Here is a 25475-nt window from a genome sequence, read left to right as displayed (position 1 = left end):
GTTGGCCGGTCCCTGACTGAGGAGAGAATTCGTGCTGCATCCTTCCCGCCGATGGCGGACCCGCATCCTGCCGGCCATCGGGCTGGCCGCCTGTGTGATGCTTGCCGCCTGTGGTCGGCCGGAGACCGGCGACGGATCGTCGAAAGGTGTTGCCGCAGCGCCTGGTGAGCTGGTCTCGGGGGGAGTGATCGAATACGGTCACGAACAAGAGCCCCCGTGCGTCCACGGCGGCTGGGTTCAGAACGCGTACCTCGCACGGCAGTACCTCGACAACCTGGTCTCACTCGACGACAGCGGCAAGCCGGTCCCGTGGCTCGCAACCAGTTGGGATATCTCGCCCGACAGACGCAGCTATACGTTCCACCTCAAGCCCGATGTGAAGTTCACCGACGGAACAGAACTCGACGCGGCTGCCGTCAAGACCAACATCAACAACTATCTCGATCCCGACAGCCCAAATGGCACGGTCGTCTCGTATATCGGGCAGTATTTCGAGTCGGACGAAGTGGTCGACAAGTTGACCTACCGTCTCCATCTCAAAGCGCCGTACACGCCCCTGCTGACCGTTCTCTCGCAGGGCTACTTCGGAATTCAGTCGCCGACAGCCTTGGCGCGCGGGCCCAAGATGAACTGTGCGCAGCCGGTCGGCTCCGGTCCGTTCAAGATCGCGCAGTGGGATCGCAACCGCAGCATCACCTTCGTCCGCAACGATCAGTACAACTCAGCGCCCGCCAACGCGAAGCATCAGGGTCCCGCGTACGTCGACAAGCTGATCTGGAAGTTCCTGAAAGATCCTGTGCTGCGGTACGGCTCGCTCACCAGCGGGTCGTCGGACGTCATCTACAACGTTCCCGCGCTGAACTGGGCCGAGGCGACGCGCAAGTTCCAGACGGAGCAGTACATCACGCCCGGCAGGCCCAACGCGATCACACTCAACGTCGCACACGCGCCGTTCGACGATGTGCGTGTCCGCCAAGCGCTCGCGTACTCCGCTGATCGCGAGAAGTCGGTCGAGACCGCCTATCTCGGAGTGGTGCCCTACAACGCCAACGGGGCGTTGAGCCAGAGCACGCCCGACTACGATGCGAAAGCCGGAGACTTTCCGCATGATCCGGCGAAGGCGAACGAACTACTCGACTCGGCGGGCTGGACGCTGCGTGACGGAGATGGCATTCGCGAGAAGGACGGAAAGCGATTGACCGCACGGGTCGTCTACCCGGCTGACTCCATCATCGGGGCCGAAGGAGCAGGCATTCTGCAGGACGTCGCAGCACAGGCCCGCGAAGTCGGATTCGACCTCCAGCTCGTGCCTGCCACACAGAGCGCCTACTTCGGTGGCAACTACGCCAAGGCCGATACGTATGACGCATACGTTGGCTACTGGACCAGTCCGACGCCGGGACTGCTCTACATCAACTGGCGACAACGCCTGTCCGACAACCCGAATCCGTACAACACGGCGTTCTACAACGATCCGCATCTACAGGGACTCATCGAGCAGGCCAACTCGTCGGCCGATCCCGCGCAGGCGGCGTCGTTGTACTCCGACGCGCAGCGACTCATCGGCGACAACGCTCTGTCCATCGGGTTGTACACGCAGACAACGTCATTGGCGTCGAATCCCAAACTCCACGACGTGTGGATCGAGAAGTCCCAAGGCGAACCGGTGTTCGCGGATGCGAGGTTTGTCCGATGACCGTGCTCGACGACCGCGCATCCGCCGACGGTGCCTCGCCTACGGATAACACCCCGACCGTGTCGCGGCGCCGACCCCCACGTGCCGTGGTGCGCTGGGGAGCCAAACTGGGTTCCGCGGTGCTCGTTCTCTGGGCGGCCGCGTCAATCACGTTCCTACTGCAGGTGATCGCGCCTGGCGACCGTGCAACGCTGCTCCTGAATCTCTCGTCAGGTCTCAGTCGAGAGCGCACCCCCGACGAGACCGCGCCCGTGAACGCCCAGTACGGCTTCACCGATCCGGTGTGGCAGCAATACCTGCATTACCTCGGGGGACTGCTACGCGGCGATCTGGGCACGTCGTATCAGCTCGGACAGCCGGTCACCGAAATCATTGCCGCGCAAGTAGGTCCGACGCTCGTGTTGACCTTCAGCGCGTTGATCGTGGCCTGGATTCTGGTGCTCTTCCTGACCACGCTCACTGCCGGTCGTCGCGGCCCGTGGGGCGCGGTAGGTTCGTTCATCGAGACCGTGAGCGCCGGACTTCCGCAGTACTGGATCGGATCGATCCTGTTGGTGGTCTTCGCGATCAACCTCGGATGGTTCCCGGTCGAGAGCGGTACCGGGGTCCGTGGCCTCGTGCTCCCGGTCTTGACGCTGGCGATTCCGTTGGCCGGCTTCCTCGGACAGATCGCGCGTGACGAGTTCGCACGTGCGCTGGACCAGCCTTTCGTTCTGACCGCTCGAAGTCGCGGTCTCGGCGAGCTTTCCGTGCGGAGCAGACACGTGTTGCGCCATTCGGTACTGCCGGCCATCACCGTGTCGGGTTGGGCGATGGGCGCCCTCCTCTCGGGTGCGGTGATCGCCGAGACGGTGTTCGCACGCGCAGGCATCGGCCAGACCCTGGTGAGTGCCGCGACATCCCGTGATGTCCCTCTCGTGAGCGGCATCGTCATCTTCGTCGCACTGATCTACACCATCGCCAACCTGGCTGTGGATGCGCTCTACACCGTCATCGACCCCCGGATCGAGGTCCCGTGACCGTCATCGAGAATTCCACCGCTCCAGCAGAATCCGCTGGATCGTCGACGGGGTCCGCGTTCAGCGCGTTGCTGTCGACATTGAAGACGCGCAATCCCGTTCCCTCAGCGGAGAAGCGGCGTCGACCACCGTGGAGCGTTGTTGCAGCAGCCATCGTGGTCGTGCTGCTCGTGCTCGCGGCAGTGGTTCCGTCGCTCCTCGCGCCATACGATCCGTTCGCCATCAACCTCGACGCCACGCTGTCACCGCCGAGCTGGTCGCATCTGTTCGGCACCGATCTCAACGGCCGCGACCTGTTCAGCCGCGTCATCTACGGCACGCGCGAGTCGCTCGGTATAGGCCTTGGCGCGGTCGCCGTCGCAACGGTGCTCGCTGTGTTCCTGGGTATCGCGGCGGGCCTCTCGGGGCGTATCGCAGGAGCATTCGCGAACAGGTGGATCGAGATCATGTTCGCCTTTCCCACAGTGCTTCTCGGACTATTGCTGGTGTCGGTGTTCGGACCGGGAGCGTCGACTCTGATCTTTGCCATCGGGATCGGCATCGCGCCCGGGTACGCACGCATCGTGCGCGGTCAGGTACTCGCCGTCCGCAATGCGCCCTACATCGAGGCCGCGACCGCGATCGGTCACTCCCGTGGACGAATCCTGCTGCAGCACATCGCTCCCAACTCGCTGCGACCGATGATTGTCACGGCAACATTGGGTATCGGCCAGGCGATCATCTGGGCGTCGGGGTTGGCATACCTCGGCCTCGGCGTCGCACCACCGGCACCGGAATGGGGTGCGCTGCTCGACTCCGGTCGCACGTACATCACCGTCGCCTGGTGGCTGGAGATCTTCCCGGGCCTCGTGATCGTCGTTGCGGCGTTGGCATTTACGACGCTCGGCCGCTACCTCGGCCAGCGTCTGGAAGGAGACAGGCGATGAGCCTGGTGGACATCAAAGACCTGCACATCGCTTTCGGTGGTCGCGAGATCGTCAAAGGAGTCTCGCTGCAACTCGACGCTGGCGAATGTCTGGCGATCGTCGGGGAGTCGGGGTCCGGAAAGTCGGTGACGGCCCGCACGCTGATCGGACTGACCGGCGACGGCGCCGAGATCACCGCCGAACGCATCACGTTCGACGGCCGATCGCTCCGTGGATTGTCGGATCGACAGTGGCGCAATGTCCGTGGCCGCGAGATCGGCTTCGTGCTACAGGACGCGTTGGTGTCGCTCGACCAACTGCGCACCGTCGGCAGTGAGATAGGGGAGGCCATCTCAGTACATGACCGTGGCCGCGCGTTCGCCGCCGGACTCTCAAGGACGGCGAGGGCGCAGCGTGCCGAGCGAGTCGTCGAACTCCTCGATCTCGTCGGCGTGCCGGAGCCGAAGGTCCGTGCGGGACAACGTCCGCACGAGTTGTCCGGTGGACTGCGGCAACGTGCGCTGATCGCGTCGGCGCTTGCGCGGGACCCGAAGCTGGTGATCGCCGACGAGCCGACAACTGCTCTCGATGCAACGGTTCAGGCCCAGATCCTCGAGGTGTTGCGACAGGCAAAACAGCGCGGCAGCGGCATCATCTTGATCTCTCACGATCTGGCCGTCGTTGCGAGCCTGGCCGACCGGGTCGCCGTGATGCGTTCCGGCGAGCTCGTCGAATACGGCGATGCGCAGCAGATTCTGACCGACCCCCAGCACGAGTACACGCAGGGACTGCTGGCGGCGATTCCGTCGAGAGCGTCGAAGGGAACGCTCCTCACCAATGGCGCCACACTTCCGCCTGCGACGCCGATCGCCGACGATCAGCCGCCTGCTCTGCGCGTACGTGACCTCCGAAAGACGTTCGGCGGTAGAGACAATCATCGTCATGCCGCAGTGCAGGGAGTGAGCTTCGACCTGCGGCCAGGGCAGACGTTGGGAATCGTCGGTGAGTCCGGGTCGGGTAAGACGACGACGGCGCGCATCGTGCTGGGGCTGACCGAACCCGATTCGGGAACAGTCGAACTGAACGGCCGACCGTGGAGCGCGCTCTCGGATGCACAGCGACGCTCGACGCGCCAACAGATTTCGGTGATCTATCAGGATCCGTTGAGCTCATTCGATCCGCGGTGGACCGTCGAGCGGATCATCGCGGACGCGCTGCGTGTCACCGGTGTACGGGGTGAAGCACTCGACGCCAAGGTGTCGGAGCTGCTCGACCACGTCGGACTCTCGGATGACTTCCGAACTCGACATCCGTTGCGGCTCTCCGGGGGTCAACGACAGCGTGTGGCGATCGCACGCGCACTGGCCCCCGAGCCATCGGTGATCGTCTGCGACGAACCCGTGTCGGCACTCGACGTCTCGATCCAGGCGCGCATTCTCGATCTGCTCGCCACACTGCAGGCCGAGACGGGCGTTGCGCTGCTGTTCATCTCGCACGACCTCGGCGTGATCCACCACATCAGCGATGACATCATCGTGATGCGATCCGGCGAGGTCGTCGAATCTGGCGCAGCCGACGAGGTATTCGAGAACCCGCAGCATCCGTACACCAGGGAGTTGCTCGCCGCCGTGCCGACCATCGACGGGGAACGGGTCGCTTAGACCGGCCATCGCCCGCGGGCGAGATACGACAGTGCCCCGCAGGCGAGGGTGTGTTCACGCCTGCGAGGCACCGAGGATGTATCTGACCTCAGAGGAACGAGTCGTCCCCACTGAGTCCGTATCGCGGGTGGTCGCCGATCACGATGGTCTCGAAGATGCCGTATCCGACGGCGTCTCCCTCGTGAGCTCGCACCACGCAGTCGCGGAATTGGTGTGCGATCAATAGGGTTTCGCGGTCAGTCATGTCGGCGTACCGATCGCCGTCGACGTGATCGATACCGTGCCAACTGCCATGTCGGTCACCCTTGTACCCGAAGTAGTTGGCGGTACCGAGGTGAAATCCGGTGTCGGAGATCGGTTCGATCTCGATCACGCGTTGCTCGCCCCAGCCTGCGTCGAACGTGATGGTGCCTCCGAGAAGTCGACGTGTCGCCGGATCGAACTTCAGATCGTCCGACATTCCGTGCAGTGGCTGTTGGCGTCCATCGGCATGGTTGATGTACCCCGAGAAGTAGTGCACATCGCCGTCGACCCATTGCAGGTAGTGATGGATCTCGTAGGGATCACTTCCGTCGGTGGGCTCGAAGTAGAGCGGGCTCCACGTCAGCAGGAAGTTCTGATTCATGCGGTGTAGCGATTTCACGTCGGGTGCCGGCTCGCCGACATCCATGCGCACACCCCACGACCTGTCCCGATAGCCGAACCACGTGTCGTCGGTGATCTCGAGAGTCTCACCGTCGATCGTCAGCCAACCCGACACCGTGCACGCCTGATGGAAGCGACGCAGATCCGACGCCACGCGCAAACCGTCGACGCCGCGCTGCGCGTCCTTTCGTTCGAGGAATGGGCGCATGATCGGGGTCACGACCACGTCGAAGCTGATCGGCTGAATGTCGTTCTCGCGCAGTATGCAGCGGAGCTTTCCCATCGGCTCGATGATCTCGTAGTCGATCGGCCCGACGCCCATCCGTTCGAGGTCGTTGTCGAGTTCCGTGCTTGCTCGAACGGTGATCTGTTCGACGCCGCGCGAGACCCCCGCGAAGGCGTCGATCACGTTGCGGTTGATGTACTTACCGATCCCGAAGTCGATCTGAACGGAGCCGTCCTTGTTGAACAGCGAGAACCAGACCTTCTCGGTCCACGAGTAGTCGGCCTGCGACACCGTCGCGAACGTTTCGGGTGTCTGGTGGATGAGGTACTCGTCGGCGGGCACGAGTTCTTGCATTGTGTGACGCATGAAGACCTTTCCGGGCGGCTCGTCGTCGCCCTGGTGAGTGCCCGGCTACTGCCCGATGGGACGGAAGCAGCTGTCACGTTCGGCGGGAACGAAGATTCCGCCGATCAGCGCGAGGGCCGTGTCGGGATCACTGAACCGCTGGTACGACTCGACGATCGACGGACTGATCGACCAGTCGATGTCGTCGTAGCATCCCGCAATTCGCGCCCACGCCTTGAGTTTCCAGCTGTACATCTCGGTGGCGTACAGGTTGCGCTGCTCGGGTTCGGTCTCCGCAAGCCGTGCATATAGTGCGCGATGCGCCTTGCGGATATGTCCGGTCATCGCGACGACGTCGTCGAGCGTCAGCGCCTGAAGCTCGCCGTTCTCATCCGTGGTGAACACCCGCGCGCTGATCACCTCCGACAGGTAGTCGCTCGGTGTGAACCACGCTGTGCCCCAGACGTTGTTGTCCATCGTGATCGACGACGGCAGCCGGTAGGCGAGTACGAAGTTGTGGTGCGGCAACGTGTCCCGGATTCCGTCGAGCCACTCGAAGTCGCCGACGCCGTCGCAACACAGCTCGCGCAGCGCGAGGAAGGTGCCGTCGCCCAGATCGTAGGGGCCGGTGTCGCAGACGGCGGTGCGGGCATCGCAGTTCTCCAGGAATGCATATGCGGTGAGCCGCGCAGCGAACTTGCGGAGTGTGGCCGACGTTTCGGCATTGTTCGGTTCGAGTTGGGAGACAATCGAATCCAACAGATCCTGGTCGATGACATGCGAGCTGTTGGGCGGCGTCGCATCCATGTTGTAGAGCGCGCCGTCCGTTCGTGTCGCGATGGTCGCCCTGCGCCAGAAGCGCAACACCTCGAGTTGATCCTCGAGGCCATCCGCCAGGCTGTTGTCGCCGAGATCGACGTAGAGCTCTCGACCGGTCAGGTAGTGCAGCGGCATGGCCGCGAGGTTGATGAAGCTGCGCTTCGTTCCGATCGGAGCGCTGTTGTGTACCAACTCTTCTGGTGTCATCTTCGCGGTGATGGTCCGGATGCGTTCCGGTACCCGCAGGTAGTCCTCCATCATCGACATGATGATGTAGGTGTTCATTCCGAACAGCTCCGATTCGAACACCGTGCGACGGGAGAGTTCGGACTTGTACGCCCGTCCACCTTCGAGGATGAGCTCGTTCCACTCGTCGAGTGTCGGTTCGTAGTCGGGATCGGTCAGCAGGCGAGAGCTGTGCGCGACGGTCGTCGATGTCATGCCGTCACCACCGGCGCGTCGACGATGTCGATGGTTGCGGTCTCCGCGTCGGTCAGATTGAGCCTGACCTGCGCGCCGGAGGGAACCTCGGTCGCCAGTTCTGCGGCGAGCACACAGGGTACGGCGGACTCGCGCGAGAGGATGGCGAGATGCGACTCCCGACTACCGGCTGTGCAGACGATGCCCTTGAGGTCGGGGAGGATGGGGGACAGAAAAGTCATGCCACCCTTGTGGACAAAGGCGATCGTGTCCTCGAGATCGTCGTCGTCGATGTCGAGGACATCGGAGGTTTCCTCGAACCATCGGGCTGTTCCCGAAAGATCCTTGGTGGCAAAGAGATTGACGCCTGTGCCGGCGTGGTCGAGCGGTTGCGACATGATGTGTCGGGTCCTTTCTGCGAACCATCAGGTCTACGCAGAATATGAACCAGGTCACACAAATGGGCAGTCCACTTTGGGGGACAGAATCATGCGGGTCGCATCGATTGATCGGCTATCACAGCGTCGCGTCACGTGCGATCAGCGCCAACTCCAGCCGTGATTGACAGCCGGTCTGATGGAGGATGCGGGTGATGTACTTCTTCACCGAATCCTCTGCGATGCAGAGAATGTCGGCGATCTGTGCGTTGCTCTGGCCGTCGGCGACCAACTTGACGACTTCGCGTTGTCGGCCGGTCAGACTCCGAATGGCTTGCAGCGCGGGCTCGATCGGAAGCCGCTTGGTGACGGGTGCGAGTTGCTGACCGACGAGACGGAGAACGCCGATCTCGTGCGGCCCGAGGTCGGCCGCGGTCTTGCCGAAGAGACCGACCAATGCGATACGCCCGCCGGCAAGCGGCAGTCGCATGCCCGCCGCCGAACCGACATGCCACCGCTCGTGCAGAAAGTGTCGGACATACGCCTCCGAGGAGGGCGGCAATTTGTGCTGCTGTTCGAGCTCGTCGAGTGAGGCCACCGACGAGGTCAGTAGTTGTCGGACCGCGACGGGCGAACCGAACACGTCGTGTGATGCCCAACGCTCCTGGTACTCGGGCAGCATCTTCGCGGTCATGCCCGATGTCAGCGGTTCGGTGTCCTCGAAGACGAGATGGAACGTCGATCCAGAAAAGAAGGAGACGTTGGCGACGTCGAGGTGTCGGCAGAGCGACTCGACGAGGCCTTCGCGGAACTGCGTGAGCGTCGACGCGTCGTGGCATCCCGAGATGATCTCGAACGCTTTTCGATAGTCCTCGACGTCCAGGATTGCTGGCGGTGTCCAGGTGGGGGTGGTGGTTGCCATGGGGTAACTCCTCGTGCCGGGTCACTTCGAGAAGTTGTCCCCCAATGTGGACTACATCACACGAAGCGACGCCCATAGGTTTACATCACACCCGACAGGTGCACCAGCCACATCCCGCTGACCAGGGCAGATGGAAGTGCAACCGCCGGGTTCGACGCAGATGAGACCAAGGAGTTCACCCATGCCCGACTCTCGAACGATAACCCCCAAGTGGGGGACGTCGGAAACCCTCCCGCTGCCCAAGCAGTACAACACCTCGATTCGCGAGCTCACCGCGTCCCGCACGTCCGTCGAGGGATTCGACTGGAAGCGCGACGTCTTCACTGCGGATCTCTTCAGCGCCGACGATGCGAAAGCGATCGAGCGAGAGGTGCTCGACACCGGCTACCGATTCGAGTTCTCCGCGACGGCGTCGCTCGACTCCGAACCGGAGAAGTATCGACGGCCCGACGCCGGCGACAAGAACTTCGTCGCCGACGAGGGCGGCGACCAGTCGCTGTCCGGTCGTGGTGACAACGTGCAGACCACGGCGAGCAACACCGTGGGAAGCGTCCTGCGAATCTCACGCATCGAGCAGGTCATGGAACTCCTCGGCGACGGCGTTCCGGAGAACACCATCGCTGTCATCGACGACTCGGGCGGCACGCTGACCGCCCCCATCCTCGAAGGCTTTCACGGGGTCATCTGCCTCGGCGGGACCGTGCGCTCGCACCTCGGCATCCTCGCCCGCGAATACGGCGTCCCCACCCTCATGAACTGCCGGATCGACGGTCTCGAAGACGGAGATCGAGTCGAGATCGAAACGTCCGTCGCGCCTCCGGCAGCCGACGCCTACGAGTCCGGCGACACCGGACACGCCCGCATCTGGAAACTCGACAAGTAAGAGGACCCGACACCATGTCACGAGAGCTGCGCTACACCGACCTTCTCGAATCCAACAGCTTCCTCCGCAACCTGAGCGACACGACCTACTGGCTGTGCATCACTCGGACGGTGCAGGAATCCAAGCTGTTCCCGATGAACCCGTACATGCTGCTGAGCTACCTCAATAGCTTCTACCGCCTCCCGACTCAGCTTCGCGAGATCGAATCAGTAACTCCGGCAGAAGAACTCGGCGACCGAGTCCGCGAAGCAAGCTTCAAGGTCAACACCGTCAACGCCGCCTGGGGAATGCCGGCGTTCTACCTGCTCGGTCGCGAGATGTTGATGTCGTGGGGTCTCATCCGACCCCAGGACGCTGTCGAGGACGTGCTCGACGTCGTCGACTTCAGCCGGCGATTCAATCTCGCCTATCACCGCAACGACGGGCATATCAGTAACAAGGAGTTCGGCGATCGCTCGCAGTTCCTTCCAGAGCGGACCCTCGACGGCTTCTCCGAGCAGCTCCACGGTGTCAAGGACGGCGACCGCCTGCACAGTGCGACCGTGAAACTTCTTGCCACACTGTCGCAGTACGCATTTCTTGCTCACTGCGAGTGCCGCATCGGAATTCACAACAGCGGTCCCTACAACTTCGGGGACAACAGGCAGCTTCTCGTACGCGACTTCTTCGACCTCACCGAGGGCGACTACCCCTGGCTCGACGGAATCGCGGTCACTCTGCCGCACAACAACCTGACCATCCCGATCGTCTTCTCCGACACGAACTTCCGACTGGTCGACGATTGGGCGTCGTTCGAGGCCGAACCGAACTACGACGCGGCGAACATCGCAGCGGTGGGAATGTACACCGCCGACCCGCTGACCGACGGTTATGCGCCGGTGGGTATGGAGAACGCCGACGTGCTCGCCGAGACGATGGAGCACTACCGCGACATCCTCACCGAGGCGACCGCGGACCTGTGGAAGCGGATGGCCACCTGGACCCGCGAGCAGATGATTGATGCGGGTGCACTCGTCTACTCGTCCGTCGGTAAGGACTTCGCCCATCTGGCGGGAACCTACCGGCAGAGCGATTGGTTCGAACTCGACGAGCGCGTGCAGCGCTTCAAGCCGCTGATGAACGACGAGTACGCGCGTGACTATCTGGCAGAGATGGTGGGCCTCATCGGCTTCCCGCAGCAGAAGACCAACCCGTACTCGATGGCACGCTACTCGAATCTGAACCAGAACATGATGAGCGGCATCCCGTTCTCGGTGCTCGTCGACGACGACTACGCCCCGACCGTCGGAGATCAGTTGCGCGGATGGTCGACGCTCGACGCGAAGAGTTCGCTGTGGACCACCAGCGCGGGACGCATCGACATCGACGAATACAACCGGCGCGCTCAGGGATTCACCCCGACGGTGCATGATCCGAAGTACCGCTACCTCGACGAGGAGTGGGTCAAGTGGAACCACGGCACCCCGCTCGCCGACGAGTTGTACCGGATCGGTCGCCCGCAGAACTCCGCGGAGGCACCGCGGTGATCGGACAGCACCTGCAGATCGGTGATCTCATCAGCCGAGCGGCCAAGGCATTCGGCGACTCGCCTGCCCTGATTCACGGCGAGCGCGTCGTGAGTTTCGCCGAATTCGACTCGCTCACCGATCGTCTCGGTAATGCGTTGCTCGACCGAGGACTCGAACCCGGTGATCATGTCGCGGTCCTGGTGCCCAACGGTATCGACGGAGTCGTCGTCTACTACGCGCTCGCGAAGGCAGGTCTTGTCCGGGTTCCGCTGAATGCGCGGGAGACCGATGTCGAACTCGATTACAAGATCGAGGACTCGCGTGCCCGAGCACTGATCACCGACGGTCGTACCCCACGCGAGACCGAGATCGTCATTCCGACAACCGAACTGGCCGGCATGATCGAACGCGGTTCGTCGCAGCCGTGTCGAGTGGTGCGGGATCAGGAGGCGCCGCTGCGCCTGGCCTACACCGGTGGTACGACGGGTAAGCCGAAGGCCGTCATCCTCACGACGCGTAGCGAACTCGCCGAGGTCGCGAACTTCCTCGTCGATCTACTTCCCGATCTGGGCCCGGAGTCGGTGATGCTGCATGCAGCCCCGATCACACATGGGAGCGGCGCGTTCTTCCTGCCGCATCTCGTCAAGGGCGGGCGAAGTGTCATCCTCGAGAAGTTCACTCCGCAGGGATTCGTCGACGCCGCAATCGAATACGGCGCGTCGTCGACCTTCATGGTGCCGACGATGATCGCGATGCTCGTCGAGGATGCGGTGATCGATCGGGACCGGCTGCGGCTGAGTCGTCTGTGCTACGGCGGTGCGCCCATCGCGCCGACGCTCTTGCAGCGCGGCATCGATGCGCTGGGTCCGGTCTTCGCACAGCTCTACGGGCAGGCCGAGGCGCCGCTGGCCATCACGTGCCTGCAGCCGCACGAGCACACACCGGAACGTCTCGCGTCCGCGGGCAAGCCGTACACCTTCGTCGAGGTGGACATCCGAGATGCCGAGGGCAATTCGCTCCCCGCGGGAACCGCGGGCGAGGTGGTGACCCGTGGGCCGCACACGATGAACGGCTACTGGCACCGTCCCGACGCGACCGCCGAAACACTCGGCAGCGACGGCTGGCTACGTACAGGCGATATCGGTCAGCGCGACGAGTCCGGCTATCTGTACCTGCTCGATCGACGACACGACGTGATCATCAGCGGAGGGTTCAACGTGTATCCGCGCGAGGTCGAGGACGTCCTGCTCACCCATCCCGCCGTACGCGAGGCAGCCGTGGTGGGTGTCGACGACGAGCGGTGGGGACAGCGCGTCTGCGCCGCGGTGGTGGTGCGGGAGCAGATCTCTGCCGACGATCTCGTCGAGTTTTGCAGTAACCGCCTGGCGGGATTCAAGCGACCACGCCACATCGAGTTCTGGGACGAGCTGCCCAAGAGCTCGGTCGGAAAGTCATTGCGTCGCACCGTCAGAGACACGATGGGACAAACCAGGGAGGTTGAAAATGCTTGATAGCAACGATTTGTCACTGCACGGACTGACGCTCAAACAGTTGGCGAACGCCGAACAACTCGAGACGATCCTCGAGCAGGACACGGCGACCGTCAGTGCGCATCTGGAGGCAGCCGTCGGAGCAGGCTATGCCATGGCCGCACGCGGTGCATACATGATCACGCCTGCGGGACGTGAGCACCTCGACGCGACCTACCCGATAGCGTTCGCCGACCAGCGCACCAACCCGGAACTGGTTGCGACGCTTGCAGATTTCGAGCAGGGCATCAACAAGCAGATGCTCGCGCTGATGACGTCGTGGCAGACGGTCACGGTCGACGGGACACAACAGCCCAACGACCACTCCGACGCCGACTACGACGCGAAGGTCGTCGACAAACTCGCGCGGCTTCACGAGCGCGCCGAGTCGGTTCTCGCGCCGTTCGTCGGCGCCGACCCCCTCACCAAGCGGTTCGTCTCCAGACTCGACGGCGCGCTCCAGCAGGTCGATCGAGGCGATCACGATTACGTCAGCAATGTGAGGCTCGATTCCTATCACACGGTCTGGTATCAGATGCACGAACATCTGCTGCGCATGATGGGCGAGGAGCGCGACGAATGACTGCGCAACTGGTCAATCCATCGGTGTTGCGTATCACCGAGCTCGACAGGGAGCCCGAACGCGACCAGGTCGGCGGAAAGGCGTGGAGCCTCTGGCGGATGAGCGACCTCGGGTTGCGGGTACCGCCCGCGTTCGTCGTCACGACCGCCTCCTGTGCCGAGTACTTCGCCAACGGTCGCACCCTCTCGGACGAACTGTTCACCGAGATCGTCGATGGTATCGCCTATCTGGAGGAGCGGACCGGACGAACCTTCGGTCGGGGCGATCACCCGCTACTGGTATCGGTCAGATCCGGTGCGGCAGTGTCGATGCCGGGCATGATGGACACGATCCTCAACCTCGGCGTCAACGCCGAGACAGAGCGCGCGCTCGCCGAGGAGACCTCGCATCCCGACTTCGCGGCCGACGTCCACCGCCGGTTCGCCGCGCTCTACGGCAAGCTCGTCGCCGGCTGCGTGGAGGATCTCGAAGAGCTTCCCGACACCGAATCGGTGGTCACGGCGATCGCCGACGAGACGGGCGAAGTCATTCCGGTCGATTCGATCACGGCGCTACGCAAAGCTGTTGCAGCAGTGTTCGATTCGAGCCAGTCGCGTCGCGCAAAGGCGTACCGGGCGCACTACGGTATCCCAGACGACATCGGGACAGCTGTCACCATCCAGGCGATGGTCTTCGGCAACCTCGACGACAACTCCGGGACCGGAGTGCTCTTCACACGTAATCCGTTGACCGGAGAACGGGATCCGTACGGCGAGTATCTGCCGCGGGGGCAGGGCGAAGACGTCGTATCCGGCCGGGTCACTCCGCGTCCGCTGGCGTGGCTCGCCGAGAACGGGCCAGAACTGCACGCGGAGTTGATCTCTGCGTCCGAACTCCTGGACCGCGAAGGCAAGGACGCGCAAGACATCGAGTTCACGGTGCAGCACGGAGTGCTCTACCTGCTGCAATCACGACCAGCGAAGCGGACTGCGCAGGCAGCTGTGCGTGTGGCCGCGACTCTGGTCAACGAGAACGTGATCGACGAGGCCACCGCATGCGCACGCGTGACGGCAGAACAGGTGCGACACCTCCTTCGCCCGACCATCGACACCGAGGCAGTCGACGGGCAGCAACCCCTGGCGACCGGGGTCTCTGCGAGCCCGGGCTATGCGGTGGGGTTGGCGGTACTGACCGCCGAAGAGGCACAGGAGCATCCGGGGTCGATTCTGGTCCGTGAGTCGACCAGCCCCGAAGATGTGCACGGCATGATCGCAGCCTCCGCGGTCGTCACCGAGAACGGCGGAGCGACGTCGCATGCGGCTGTCGTCAGCCGTGCATTGGACACTCCGTGCGTCGTCGGATGCGGTGCAGGCACAGTGGCTGCTCTCGCGGGTCGCAAAATCACCGTCGACGCCACGGGAGCTCGCATCTTCGACGGTGAGATCGGTAGTCGGGCAGTGAGTGTCGACGACGACGAAGACCTCGCAGCGCTCGCCGAATGGGCCGCACGCCTCGCACCGGTACGTACCGCCGCACCCGGAGAGCTGGACGGCGACATCTTCGACGCCGACGCGGCGATGGCTCGGTCGGGTGCCGAAACCGTTCAGATTCGGGAGGGCACCAAGACGGTCTCCGGCGCCTACTTCGACACCGACGCAGGAGTCGCTGCTGCGCTCGATGCGGGCGTCGAGACGATCGTGACATCCAACCCGCTGCCGGTGCTGCTGGCTGCAGTGGCCCATCGGAAGGCTGACAAATGAGTGAGCAGACTACCGCTGCAGCGCACGTCCCGCGGCTCGGACCGGACGACATCGGTGAGATCCTGCGGACCTTCGCGGAATCAGGTTGGGCGGGAATGCGACTCGACATCGGGGACGTGTCGATCGCGGTGGGCAAGGACGCACCACCGCCCGATCTGGTCGGCTCAGCCCGCGCTGCCGGCCCCGTCGCCGCCACAGCCCCGGTGCCGCCGCTGGAAACGTCGGCGGCGGCACCGGCTACCACTGCCGCGGTGGCGAGTTCGCCGAAACGCACGGCGAGGTCAGTTGCAACGACCACCGCGCCTGCCACAGACGACATCGACGAGACGGGACTGACGAGCATCACGTCACCTACCGTCGGTGCGTTCTGGGTGGCGCCCGACCCCGGTTCACCACCGTTCGTCGCGGTCGGCGACAAGGTCTCCGCGGGTGACCAACTGGGCATCGTCGAGGTGATGAAGCTGATGAACCCGATCATCTCCGACGTCGCCGGTGAGGTCGTCGCGATTCGCGCGTCGAATGCAGATCTGGTCGATTTCGGGCAGACCCTCTTCCTGATCCGGCCCGATGAGTAGCGCGCAAACTCTCGACGGGCGACCGGCGGTCACGGATGCACGAACACCGGTCAGCGCGCTCATCCGTCGTGTGCTCATCGCGAACCGGGGAGAGATCGCGGTGCGTGTTGTGCGCGCGTGTCGGGCCCTCGGAATCGAGAGCGTTGTCGTAACATCCGACGTCGACCGAGCTGGGATGGCGGCCGAATTGGCCGACCGTGCAGTCTGTATCGGCCCTGCCGCGGCCGGCCTGAGTTATCTGAACGTCGACGCTGTGCTTGCCGCGGCACTGGGTTCCGGGTGCGACGCGGTCCATCCGGGCTACGGCTTCCTCTCCGAGAACCCGGACTTCGCTCAGCGATGCGTCGACGAGGGCTTGACCTTCATCGGACCCAATCCCCAGATCGTCGCGGGAACCGGGGACAAGGCGGCCGCCAGGGAGATCGCACGCGCAGCAGGCGTCCCCGTACTGTCCGGGTCGGACATCACCACGAGCGCAGACGATGCGGTGGCCGCCGCACGAGACATCGGCTATCCAGTGCTGATCAAAGCAGTGGCAGGCGGTGGCGGGCGCGGAATGTCTGTGGTCTCCGACGAGGATGATCTCCGACGACGTATTCCCACCGCAATCGCTGAAGCCACAGCGGCATTCGGCGACGGACGGATTTACGTCGAACGCTTCATCGGTCGGGCACGGCACATCGAAGTCCAGGTCATCGGCGACAAACACGGCGCCGTCGTGCATGTCGGGGAGCGCGACTGCAGTGCTCAGCGTCGGCATCAGAAGGTCATCGAGGAGTCACCTGCTCCAGACCTGTCCGCTCGGGCACGCGACGAGATACACACCGCTGCAGTCCGTTTCGCGCGGGCAATCGAACTCGACAGCGCAGGCACCGTCGAGTTCGTCTACGACGCAGACACCGAGCAGTTCGCGTTCTTGGAGTTCAACGCCCGCATTCAGGTGGAACACCCGGTCAGCGAACTGGTGTCCGGTACCGACCTCGTCGCCGAGCAGATCAGGGTCGCCGCGGGCCTGCCGCTCTCGTTCGCGCAGGACGACATCGCGATCACCGGGCACGCAGTCGAGGCGAGAGTGATGGCCGAATCCCCCGAACGGGGCTTCATCCCGACGCCGGGCACAGTGACGACATGGCAACCTCCGTCGGGTTTCGGGATTCGAGTCGATTCACACTGCCGGGCAGGAACAGTCATCAGCCCCTACTACGACTCGATGATCGCCAAGGTGATCGCCTACGCCCCGACGCGCGAGAGCGCGATAGACAAACTCAACGCGGCATTGGCAGAACTCACCGTCGAGGGAGTGACGACGACCGTCGAGTTCAGCCGATACCTATTGAATAGCAGCATCTTCCGAGACGGAAAGGTGACCACCCGGTGGATCGACCAGGTGGGCGCCGACGCGTTCGGAAACACTCGTGAGGAGACGAGATGAACAGCTACCTCGATTGCGCCGACCGATCAGTTGGGGGTCGGCGCACGATCGACGTGATCGACCAGACACTGCGCGACGGCCCGCAGAGCTGGTGGGGGATGCGGATGACGAAGTCGATCGGACTGCCGATCGCCGCGGAACTCGACCGCACCGGATTCCACACCATCGACCTAGTGGGCAGCTCGATCTTCGAAGTGCTTGTCCGACACTGCAAGGAAGATCCCTGGGACCAGTTGGTGTCGCTGTCTAAGGCGATGCCACACACCACGGTGCGCGCAGGGACGCGGAGCAACGGGATCGTCACCTTCGGTCTGACCGCGGACAGCGTGATGGACCTGTGGGTCGAGCGGCTCTGTGCGCACGGGATCGGTAGTTTCTGGATCTACGACGGCCTCTTCAACACCGACAAGATCGGACGACTGGTCAAAGTCGCCCAATCCAATGGGGCACAGGCACTTCCGTGCATTCTGTATGCCGACAGCCCATACCACACCGATGAGTACTACGCGGCACGCACACGTGAGCTCGTCGCGCTCGGAGCCGACGGAATCGAACTCGAGGATGCCGCCGGACTGCTGACGCCCGAGCGCACTCGCACACTCATCCGTGCCATCAAGACGGAGGCGGGCGACCTCCCGGTGGAGGCCCACTTCCACTCGAACAACGCGCTGTCTCCGATGAATTACCTCGAAGCGGTACTCGCAGGAGCCGATCGCGTGCACAGCGCGAGCAGACCTCTTGCCGCGGGTGTATCACTGCCGTCCACCGAGAACACCGTCGCGAATCTTCGCTATGCGGGCTTCGACGTCGAGATCGACGACAGTCGCCTCGAGCCGGTGGAGAAGCACCTCATCAATGTTGCGGGCATCGACGAACTGCCTGTTGGCAAACCGGCCGAGTTCTCGCTCTACCAGTACCGGCACCAGCTACCGGGAGGCATGGCGGGCACCTTCAAAGCACAACTGAAGGATCGAGGAATGGAGGATCGGTTCGAGGAAGTGCTCGACGAGATGTCGACGATCCGGAAAGAACTGGGCTATCCGGTGATGGCGACTCCCTTCTCACAACTCGTGGGCACCCAGGCCGTGCTGAATGTGGTTACCGGGGATCGCTATTCGGTGGTTCCGGATGAAGTTCTGTTGTACGCCAACGGCTTCTACGGCGACTCTGTTGCACCCATCGACCAGAACGTCCTCGACAAGATCATGGACACGCCGAAAGCCAAGACCTACAGCGACTGGGAGCCCCCGCAGCCGGAACTGTCGGAGCTTCGCAAGAAGTTCGGCAAGGACATCTCCGACGACGAGCTCATTCTGCGCCTGCTCGTCCCCGAACATGACATCGACGTGATGCGTTCGACACCGCCCCGGACGGTTGACTACGGGCTGAGTAGCCGTGAGGTGGCCAACATCAAGAAGTTGATCTCGACATCGGTCGGCGCGTACCTCCACGTCGAGTCGGGCGGATTCGAACTGACACTGCACGGAGACCACTGATATGGCGACGACGACATCACGCGACGGAGAGAAGAAGTCGGAGCTCACCGATCGTCCGAACAAGCGGCGGCCGGGTGCCGGAGCGGGCGGGTTGTCGGTCGCCGATTCGCGACCCCGCGTCATCGACGGCCAGCTGCGCGGCGCCAGGTGCACCAGTTGTCGGCACGCGCTGATCCAGGCCGATACGCCCTGGTGTCCAGTGTGTTTCGGCGAGATCGAGCCCGCAGGATTTGCGCCCATCGGCACGGTGTGGGCGTCGACAACCGTGCGAATGCCGGTAGGTAGATGGCGCCCACCGTTCGCGCTCGCGTACGTCGACGTCGACGACGGCCCGAGGACGCTTGTGCACGTGCGGGCCGAGCCCGGCAGGCATGCCGGCGATCGCGTCGAGTTCGGCACCGATTCCGGAGGAGATCTGGTGGAGGTCGGGATCGTTCCCGCTAGCGCGGATGCTGCAGCACGAGAGGGAGATTCGTGATGGTAGAGGCGGCCGTCTGGGGCGTCGGGACGTCGGACTTCGGTGTCTTCTCCGACCAGCGAGTGGAAACCCTCGGCTGGCAGGCGGTGAGCGAGGCGATCCGCGACGCAGGTATCACCCCGGACGAGATCGACGCGATCGTGGTCGGCTCCGTGTTCGGCCCACCCGGTGTGGCAACGCGCATCCAGCGCGGTCTCGGGATCGGTGGCGTTCCGATGTGGACCATCGAGAACGCCTGTGCCAGTGGCACGAGTGCCTTCCACGAGGCGGTCAACGCGGTGGTGCAGGAGCGGTATCGGTGTGTGCTGGTCATCGGTGTCGACCAGATGTCAACGTTGTTCACCGGCGCCATCGTGCCCGAGGCCACGGATCCCGAAGGAGCAGCAGGCCTTCCGCTTCCCGGGCTGTATGCGCTGACCGCGGCACGGTACATGGACGTGCACGGGCTGACGCTTGAGCAGTTGGCTGCCGTCGCGGTGAAGAACAAGACGAACGGCGTCGACAACCCGCGCGCGCATCTGCGTCGCGAGCCGCCGACCATCGAGCAGGTGCTGCGGTCGCGTCCCATCGCCGATCCGCTCACCATGCTCCAATGCTGTCCGACCACCGACGGCGCAGGTGCAATGGTGATCGGCACCGGTCGTCGTACTGCTCGCGATGTGCTCGTCGAGTCGTCGGCGATGGTGTCGGGGAAGCCGTGGGATCAGCGCAACGACGACGTATGGGGCTTTAGGTGTGTGCAACGCGCCGGACAGCAGGCGCTGGCTGATGCGGGACGGTTGATCGGAGAGATCGACCTCTTCGAGGTGCACGACGCGTTCACGATCGGTGAGATCACCACACTCGAAGCTCTCGGAGTGGCGGACGAGGGCAAGGGCGGCGACCTCGCTGTGTCCGGCCACACGGCCAGAAGTGGTGCGCAGCCGGTGAATCCGAGTGGTGGTCTGCTCTCTCGCGGACACCCGCTGGGTGCGACGGGCACCGCCCAGCTGGCCGAGGTGGTGTGGCAGTTGCGCGGTGAGGCTGGTCCACGTCAGGTGGCACGACACAACGTCGGAATGGTCGAGACGATGGGTGGAGGCGCGGCCGGGATGGATGGCAACGCGTGCGTCGTGACCGTGCTGTCGGCGGATGCGGAGCGATGACCGTGAGCAACAGCGATATCTCAACGCGACGTGACGTTGCAGGGCTGGCAGGTCTGCTCGGCTTTCGCAGCGTCTCGGGGTTGCGCACGGCTGACGGACGCCGAGTTGCCGACCTGACGCTGTTCCGCAGTGCCACTCCGCAATTCGTCGACGGTGCTGAAGCGCGCCGGTTCGTCGACCAGACCGGCTTGCGACAGATCGTCGACCTACGCCTCGACTATGAGGCGGCGACCGAGGGCAGCGGCGGTTTCGATCGAACCGACGTGGTCATTCGCAACATCCCGTTCGCAATCCGGACACCCGTCGCCGAGGGGTCGGCAGTGGCGCCGATGCCTGGTGCCGATCCGCTCGTGGCAACCTACCTGGGCTATCTCAATGCGCGACAAGCGTTTCCAGAGCTGGTTGCCGCTATTCTTGCCGACGATGGGCTCCCGACGTTGGTGCACTGCACGATGGGCAAGGACCGCACCGGAGTCGCGATCGCAGTGCTCCTCGACGCCATCGGGGTCCTTCGACACGACATCTGCTTCAACTATGCACAGCGAGCCGAAGACATCGAGATCATGATGCATCGGCTTCGCGAGATGGCCAGCTACGGCGACGCCGTCGATGTATATCCACCCGAGGCATTGCAGGTCGACCCGGCGACCATACTGCGATTCCTTGCCTGGATAGATGTGCGCCACAGCGGATCTCGAGAATGGCTGGCGTCAGTGGGAGTAACTCCCGAGCAACTCGTCGAACTCGAACAACGACTATTGGAGGATGACATGACAGCAACATCGACCCAGGTACTCCGCTCAGTGGTACTGCCCGCAGCACCCGACGAGGTGTGGAAGCTCGTCGGCGACACTGGGGGCGTTCACCGGTGGATTCCCGGAATCGCTTCCTCGTCGGTGGACGGGGACATTCGGACCGCGATCTTCGACGACGGTTCGCCCGCGCACGAGCGGATCGTCGAGCACGACGACAAGCGACGTACGTACACCTACACCTACCTGGACGGCCCGATCCCGCTCGACGCCTACGAATCGACGATCACGGTCGGGCCGGAGCTCGACGGCGACGGCGCACTGCTGGTGTGGAACGCAACGCTCTCCGCCACGCCGGAGGTAGTCGAAGCGGTGGGGGGTCTGTACGACGGAGGTATCGCGCGGCTGCAGGAGATCTTCGCGTCTCAGGGTCACCTCAGCAAGTAGCCAGCAGTCTCCTAGGTAGTGCTGCGCTGACAACTCGCGTATCGGACTGCGGATTCGACTCGGCGGCCCACCCGCGAAGGTTGATGTCGGCAGGTCCCACACCAGTCGGTCAAATCAGCACTATCTAGGAGGACTCATGTCCGAGAACACAATTCGACAGCAACGAACAGGTCGGCGCACCCGTCGTGCCACGGTGACGGCAGCTCTCGCCGCAGGCGCGGGCGCCGTGACCATCGCGCTCGCCGCCCCGGCGTCGGCAACCGTCGACGTACCGCAGGTGAGCCCGGGCCTCGGCGGCAAGTTCGCCACCACCTGCACCTACGACGTCACTGTGCCCGTCTCCGGGTCGAGTAGACCCGTCACGTTGCGTGATGGGTCCATCATCGTCGGCACGATCGTGCCGACTGCGGGCAAGGCACCCTTCAAGTGGACTCCGTCGACGGCGGGAAGCCACAATCTGACGGCCGTCCAGCTCCAGCCCAATAACACGCTGTCCATCAAGACGCTGAACAACATCCCGGTCTCGCAGGGCCTCAACCTCGGCAGTCTCTGCCTCGCACTGTGACTCTGGGGCTTGCACCGTGACTCCAAGTCCTGCAGCGTGATCCAGCGTGGCTACGGCTGTCTGCGATCGGGCGGGGTCGACGTTCGTCGTCGGCCCCGCCCGAGCCGCGTGTTCTCACGAATGCGCCTGCTACGCATCGCCTTCTAGGGCGCCGTGAACGACGCGTCGTACGAGAACTGAGCGATGGCGCGAAGTTGTTCTTCGCTCAGGTCGAGCTCGCGCCGCGCCTCGACGAACGCGTCTCCGACGTACCCACCGAAGTAGGCCGGATCGTCGGAGTTGATGGTGACGACCAGCCCGGCGTCGAGTAGGTCGAGCAAGGGATGGTCGGAAAGCTTTTCGACGCCGCGCAACCGCACATTCGACAGTGGGCACGTGGTGAGCGGGATGCGGTCAGTGGCCAGGCGCCTCAGCAGCGCAGGGTCTTCGAGGGCCCGGACCCCGTGATCGACACGTTCGACGCCCAACACGTCGAGGGCCTCCCAGATGTACTGGGCCGGACCCTCTTCGCCTGCGTGCGCCACGACGTGCAGGCCGGCGTCGCGCGCACGGTCGAAGACAGGCGCGAATTGCCCTGGCGGAAAACCGACCTCGGCCGAATCGAGCCCGATCCCGATGAGGGTGTCGAAGAACGGCTCCAACGCGTCGAGGGTGGCCAGAGCTTCCGACACCGGTCGGTCGCGCAGAAAGCACGCGATGAGATCGGCATGCACGCCTGTCTCCGCCGATGCCGTATCCAGGCCATGCCGTAGCCCGCGTACGACGATCCCGAGGTCGACGCCGCGCGACGTGTGCGCCTGCGGGTCGAAGAAGATCTCCGCGTGCGTCACGCCCTGCGCCGCCGCCTTGCGCAGGTATGCGGCAGCGAGATCGGCGAAGTCGTTCTCGGTGCGCAGCACGGCCATGCACGCGTAGTAGAGGTCGAGAAAGTGTGGAAGGTCGGCGAAGGCGTGTGCCGCGCGTAGTTGATCGACGGACGCGTAGGGGAGTGCGACGTTGTTGCGGACTGCCAGCTCGAACACCATCTCCGGTTCGAGGGTGCCCTCGATGTGGATGTGTAGCTCGGCTTTGGGCAGTGTCAGCAGCTCGGCGTCGTCCATGACGTCCATCCTGCCGGGCGGGTCACCCTGGGGCGCGCACTGCCTGGAAGATCGCCTTCCTGCGGAGTCTGAAACCGACATTCTCGTAGAGCCGGATTGCCGAGACGTTGTCGGCGGAGGCGTGAAGGAACGGCAGGTCACCTCGGGCACGGATCACGTCGGCGACTGCGAGGACCACCGCCCTGGCCAAACCTTCACCGCGAAACTCCGGGTCGGTGCAGACCGCGCTGACCTCGCTCCACCCAGGCGGATGCATGCGTTCGCCGGCCATCGCGATCAGCTTGCCGTCGCGTCGGATGCCCAGGTAGGTGCCAAGGTCGATGGTGTGGCGCCGAAAAGGTCCCGGCTGTGTCCTTTCCACGAGATCGAGCATGTCGTCGACGTCGGAGTCGTCGAGTTCGACCACCCGCGGATCGGTATGCCCCTCGACGGCGTCGCCGATCATCTGGACGCCCGTGATCCGCATCGGGCTCGTCCAGCCCTCCGGTGGCTCGACTGTCACGGTGGCGAGCGTGATGGCGCCGTCAGGGCCGACAAGCTCTGCAGCGTCCTCCCAATCGGAGATCGTCGGCTCATCCGGCAGTGCACACCAGGGTGCGACGTCGGCGGGATAGCGCAGTGCGTTGCCGCGTGTCTGCGCGAATCCCGCATGCGGCCCGAGAAGAGCGGAACGGGCGGGGTTGTCGAGGACCGTCTCGTCGCGAACGGGGCCGTCGGAGGGAGGAACACGCACCATTCACTCGACGATATGCGCCCACGGCGTCACGCACCTTTCCGGGTTGCGCGACTGATCGCCTGCTCGAGCAACAGACAGAACTTGCGGTAGAAATCCGATGTGTCCGTGTGCAATTCGATCTCCTCCGGCGAGGCGCCGCGTATGCGCGATTCCGCGGCCAACACCTTCGCGTTGGCGAGGAGCTCTCGACACACACGGAGATAGTCGGTGAGCCGCGCGACCTTCCCGTTCGTCAGATGCAGAACGCGTTCGGGTGTGAGTGCTTCGGAGAAGCCCAACTCGAACAACGTCTGGAGCCCGACGGGTACGGAGCTCTGTGTGCAGGTGTGAGCACCGGGACCGCCGGAGTTGAGTGCGTCGATCAACTCACCTGCCTCGTTGTTCAAGAAGCGACGCCAGGTGCGCAGCGCCGCGTCGAGGTTGTGCGGATGGAACACCGCGACGTCGACGACCCGCTGTGCATAGACGTGCTGGTCGTGGACCACGAAGGTGATGCCCGACCACCGCGACGAGTACTCGGCGATCAGTGCGCCGAGAAGTGCGGGATCGAGGAGTCGGTGTGTGAGCGTCGTCGTGAGCACGAGGCTCGGACCGACGTCAGAGCCGATAATCGTGCACGGCACGGCGTCGAGTGCGGGCAACTCGATACGACCGTCGACGACCGACACCTGCCAGCCGAAATGCCTCGCGAGCACGTTCTGGGTGATCTCGAGTAGTTCGGCGACACCCGAGATGACGAATCCGGGAGCGATGCAGTCAGGAAGGGCGTCCATGGCTGCTGCCAGCTCTCGCATGTCGGCGGTGTAGTGCTCGTCCGCAGGTCGCTCGACGTCTCGTTCGGGCTCACGGGGAACGGCGGTCAGGTGACGTTCGGCGGCTCCGGTCTTGTCGACGGAGTGTTGGCTGAAGGGATCGTTCACCGTGATGAAGACGGGGTGAGCGACGTCGAAGATCTCACGCAGCGTCGATACGGCGATGTCGGCGACAGCGTTCGAGTCACGCGGGCTGGATTCGGCGATGTGCTGGCCCTTTCTGGGAAGAAACCGCCACCCGAGCTGTGCCAGGCGACCACGAATGCGCATCCACTCCGCCCGCCCGCCCGCCCCACGGCAGCCCAGTGCCGTCGAGCGTGCACCGCACCTTGCCGGGGCCTGTCCGCGTGAAGACGAGCAGCACGCGGTATCGCTCGCCGTCTTGGCGGGCAATCTCGAGGAACTCCTTGCGCCCGAGGTCGGGTACTCGTGAGGCCACGTTGGCGGCGAACTCGCGCCATGCGTTCTCGATGAGATCGTCGAAGCCGTGGGTGGACATGCGGTTCCCCATCCTGTCGTGCACCCGGGACCACTCGCCGAGGTGCGAATGTGTGTTCGAGATGCAAGGTAGCCGCAGGGTCTGACACGTCGTGTTTGTCCAGTTCAGGGCTGTTGCTTCGTCTCTTTCCCTCGAAGATGAGACGAGCGACTCGGAATTCT

24 protein-coding genes are annotated in these 25475 nt (G+C 63.9%); 16 read left to right on the top strand and 8 right to left on the bottom strand.

Going from position 1 to position 25475, the window contains the following annotated elements:
- Positions 1 to 97 precede the first annotated feature (97 nt).
- From ACRVY7_RS17570 to ACRVY7_RS17555, 4 genes are read left to right on the top strand one after another with little or no spacing between them, the layout of a single operon-like run.
- Entirely contained in the window at positions 98 to 1696 is a 1599-nt protein-coding gene (locus tag ACRVY7_RS17570; protein WP_431818244.1) for an ABC transporter substrate-binding protein, read from the top strand.
- Positions 1693 to 2715 (top strand): ABC transporter permease, encoded by a 1023-nt coding sequence (locus ACRVY7_RS17565; protein WP_431817998.1) that lies wholly within the window; start codon positions 1693 to 1695, stop codon positions 2713 to 2715. The genes ACRVY7_RS17570 and ACRVY7_RS17565 overlap by 4 nt, the downstream gene beginning before the upstream one ends.
- Positions 2712 to 3641, top strand: coding sequence for an ABC transporter permease (locus tag ACRVY7_RS17560; protein ID WP_431817997.1), 930 nt, complete (start codon positions 2712 to 2714; stop codon positions 3639 to 3641). Before ACRVY7_RS17565 ends, ACRVY7_RS17560 begins: the two co-directional genes overlap by 4 nt.
- On the top strand, positions 3638 to 5281 hold the full coding sequence (locus tag ACRVY7_RS17555; RefSeq protein ID WP_431817996.1) for a dipeptide ABC transporter ATP-binding protein: 1644 nt from the start codon (positions 3638 to 3640) through the stop codon (positions 5279 to 5281). The genes ACRVY7_RS17560 and ACRVY7_RS17555 overlap by 4 nt, the downstream gene beginning before the upstream one ends.
- Positions 5282 to 5369: 88 nt before the next feature.
- On the opposite strand, the gene ACRVY7_RS17550 is transcribed toward ACRVY7_RS17555, so the two are convergent.
- The 4 genes from ACRVY7_RS17550 to ACRVY7_RS17535 all read right to left on the bottom strand — a co-directional run bounded on the left by ACRVY7_RS17550 (position 5370) and on the right by ACRVY7_RS17535 (position 9035).
- Complete coding sequence (locus ACRVY7_RS17550; RefSeq protein WP_431817995.1) at positions 5370 to 6518, bottom strand: Rv3169 family protein; 1149 nt, start codon at positions 6516 to 6518, stop codon at positions 5370 to 5372.
- A gap of 45 nt (positions 6519 to 6563) precedes the next feature.
- On the bottom strand, positions 6564 to 7757 hold the full coding sequence (locus tag ACRVY7_RS17545; RefSeq protein WP_431817994.1) for a hypothetical protein: 1194 nt from the start codon (positions 7755 to 7757) through the stop codon (positions 6564 to 6566).
- Positions 7754 to 8134 (bottom strand): PEP-utilizing enzyme, encoded by a 381-nt coding sequence (locus ACRVY7_RS17540; RefSeq protein WP_431817993.1) that lies wholly within the window; start codon positions 8132 to 8134, stop codon positions 7754 to 7756. The genes ACRVY7_RS17545 and ACRVY7_RS17540 overlap by 4 nt, the downstream gene beginning before the upstream one ends.
- Before the next feature lie 118 nt (positions 8135 to 8252).
- Positions 8253 to 9035: a helix-turn-helix transcriptional regulator gene (locus tag ACRVY7_RS17535; RefSeq protein WP_431817992.1), complete on the bottom strand. Its 783-nt coding sequence runs from the start codon at positions 9033 to 9035 to the stop codon at positions 8253 to 8255.
- Positions 9036 to 9216: 181 nt separating this feature from the next.
- Here ACRVY7_RS17535 and ACRVY7_RS17530 point away from each other — a divergent pair, with 181 nt between their 5' ends.
- From ACRVY7_RS17530 to ACRVY7_RS17475, 12 genes are all read left to right on the top strand, one after another.
- Complete coding sequence (locus ACRVY7_RS17530; protein WP_431817991.1) at positions 9217 to 9918, top strand: PEP-utilizing enzyme; 702 nt, start codon at positions 9217 to 9219, stop codon at positions 9916 to 9918.
- 14 nt (positions 9919 to 9932) lie between these two features.
- Positions 9933 to 11444: a hypothetical protein gene (locus ACRVY7_RS17525; protein WP_431817990.1), complete on the top strand. Its 1512-nt coding sequence runs from the start codon at positions 9933 to 9935 to the stop codon at positions 11442 to 11444.
- The gene (locus ACRVY7_RS17520) at positions 11441 to 12937 is read left to right on the top strand and encodes a class I adenylate-forming enzyme family protein (protein ID WP_431817989.1); all 1497 of its coding nucleotides are present in this window, start codon (positions 11441 to 11443) and stop codon (positions 12935 to 12937) included. Before ACRVY7_RS17525 ends, ACRVY7_RS17520 begins: the two co-directional genes overlap by 4 nt.
- Positions 12930 to 13538 carry a hypothetical protein gene (locus ACRVY7_RS17515; protein WP_431817988.1) on the top strand — a complete coding sequence of 203 codons (609 nt, stop codon included), beginning with the start codon at positions 12930 to 12932 and terminating at the stop codon, positions 13536 to 13538. Before ACRVY7_RS17520 ends, ACRVY7_RS17515 begins: the two co-directional genes overlap by 8 nt.
- Entirely contained in the window at positions 13535 to 15277 is a 1743-nt protein-coding gene (locus tag ACRVY7_RS17510; RefSeq protein WP_431817987.1) for a pyruvate, phosphate dikinase, read from the top strand. The genes ACRVY7_RS17515 and ACRVY7_RS17510 overlap by 4 nt, the downstream gene beginning before the upstream one ends.
- A complete protein-coding gene (locus ACRVY7_RS17505) occupies positions 15274 to 15852 on the top strand; it encodes an acetyl-CoA carboxylase biotin carboxyl carrier protein (protein WP_431817986.1) in 579 nt (192 codons plus the stop codon). The genes ACRVY7_RS17510 and ACRVY7_RS17505 overlap by 4 nt, the downstream gene beginning before the upstream one ends.
- Positions 15845 to 17284, top strand: a complete 1440-nt coding sequence (locus tag ACRVY7_RS17500; protein ID WP_431817985.1) for an acetyl-CoA carboxylase biotin carboxylase subunit — start codon at positions 15845 to 15847, stop codon at positions 17282 to 17284. Before ACRVY7_RS17505 ends, ACRVY7_RS17500 begins: the two co-directional genes overlap by 8 nt.
- Positions 17281 to 18780 (top strand): carboxyltransferase, encoded by a 1500-nt coding sequence (locus ACRVY7_RS17495; RefSeq protein WP_431817984.1) that lies wholly within the window; start codon positions 17281 to 17283, stop codon positions 18778 to 18780. Before ACRVY7_RS17500 ends, ACRVY7_RS17495 begins: the two co-directional genes overlap by 4 nt.
- 1 nt (position 18781) lies before the next feature.
- Positions 18782 to 19258 carry a Zn-ribbon domain-containing OB-fold protein gene (locus tag ACRVY7_RS17490; protein WP_431817983.1) on the top strand — a complete coding sequence of 159 codons (477 nt, stop codon included), beginning with the start codon at positions 18782 to 18784 and terminating at the stop codon, positions 19256 to 19258.
- Positions 19258 to 20403, top strand: a complete 1146-nt coding sequence (locus ACRVY7_RS17485; RefSeq protein ID WP_431818243.1) for a thiolase family protein — start codon at positions 19258 to 19260, stop codon at positions 20401 to 20403. Before ACRVY7_RS17490 ends, ACRVY7_RS17485 begins: the two co-directional genes overlap by 1 nt.
- Positions 20400 to 21602 (top strand): tyrosine-protein phosphatase, encoded by a 1203-nt coding sequence (locus tag ACRVY7_RS17480; protein ID WP_431817982.1) that lies wholly within the window; start codon positions 20400 to 20402, stop codon positions 21600 to 21602. The genes ACRVY7_RS17485 and ACRVY7_RS17480 overlap by 4 nt, the downstream gene beginning before the upstream one ends.
- A 136-nt stretch (positions 21603 to 21738) precedes the next feature.
- The gene (locus ACRVY7_RS17475; RefSeq protein WP_431817981.1) at positions 21739 to 22167 is read left to right on the top strand and encodes a hypothetical protein; all 429 of its coding nucleotides are present in this window, start codon (positions 21739 to 21741) and stop codon (positions 22165 to 22167) included.
- A gap of 143 nt (positions 22168 to 22310) precedes the next feature.
- On the opposite strand, the gene ACRVY7_RS17470 is transcribed toward ACRVY7_RS17475, so the two are convergent.
- From ACRVY7_RS17470 to ACRVY7_RS17455, 4 genes are read right to left on the bottom strand one after another with little or no spacing between them, the layout of a single operon-like run.
- On the bottom strand, positions 22311 to 23267 hold the full coding sequence (locus ACRVY7_RS17470) for an adenosine deaminase (RefSeq protein ID WP_431817980.1): 957 nt from the start codon (positions 23265 to 23267) through the stop codon (positions 22311 to 22313).
- 22 nt (positions 23268 to 23289) lie between these two features.
- Positions 23290 to 24003: a GNAT family N-acetyltransferase gene (locus ACRVY7_RS17465; protein ID WP_431817979.1), complete on the bottom strand. Its 714-nt coding sequence runs from the start codon at positions 24001 to 24003 to the stop codon at positions 23290 to 23292.
- 26 nt (positions 24004 to 24029) lie between these two features.
- Positions 24030 to 25085 carry a TY-Chap domain-containing protein gene (locus tag ACRVY7_RS17460; protein ID WP_431817978.1) on the bottom strand — a complete coding sequence of 352 codons (1056 nt, stop codon included), beginning with the start codon at positions 25083 to 25085 and terminating at the stop codon, positions 24030 to 24032.
- Positions 25000 to 25314 (bottom strand): TY-Chap domain-containing protein, encoded by a 315-nt coding sequence (locus ACRVY7_RS17455; RefSeq protein ID WP_431817977.1) that lies wholly within the window; start codon positions 25312 to 25314, stop codon positions 25000 to 25002. The genes ACRVY7_RS17460 and ACRVY7_RS17455 overlap by 86 nt, the downstream gene beginning before the upstream one ends.
- Between the last annotated feature and the right edge of the window lie 161 nt (positions 25315 to 25475).

The sequence above is a fragment of the Gordonia jacobaea genome (assembly GCF_965344965.1).
In the GTDB taxonomy this organism is placed as follows: Bacteria; Actinomycetota; Actinomycetes; order Mycobacteriales; family Mycobacteriaceae; genus Gordonia; species Gordonia jacobaea.
The sequence above is the reverse complement of the archived record's forward strand: the minus strand, read 5'-3'. Positions and strand labels throughout refer to the sequence as shown.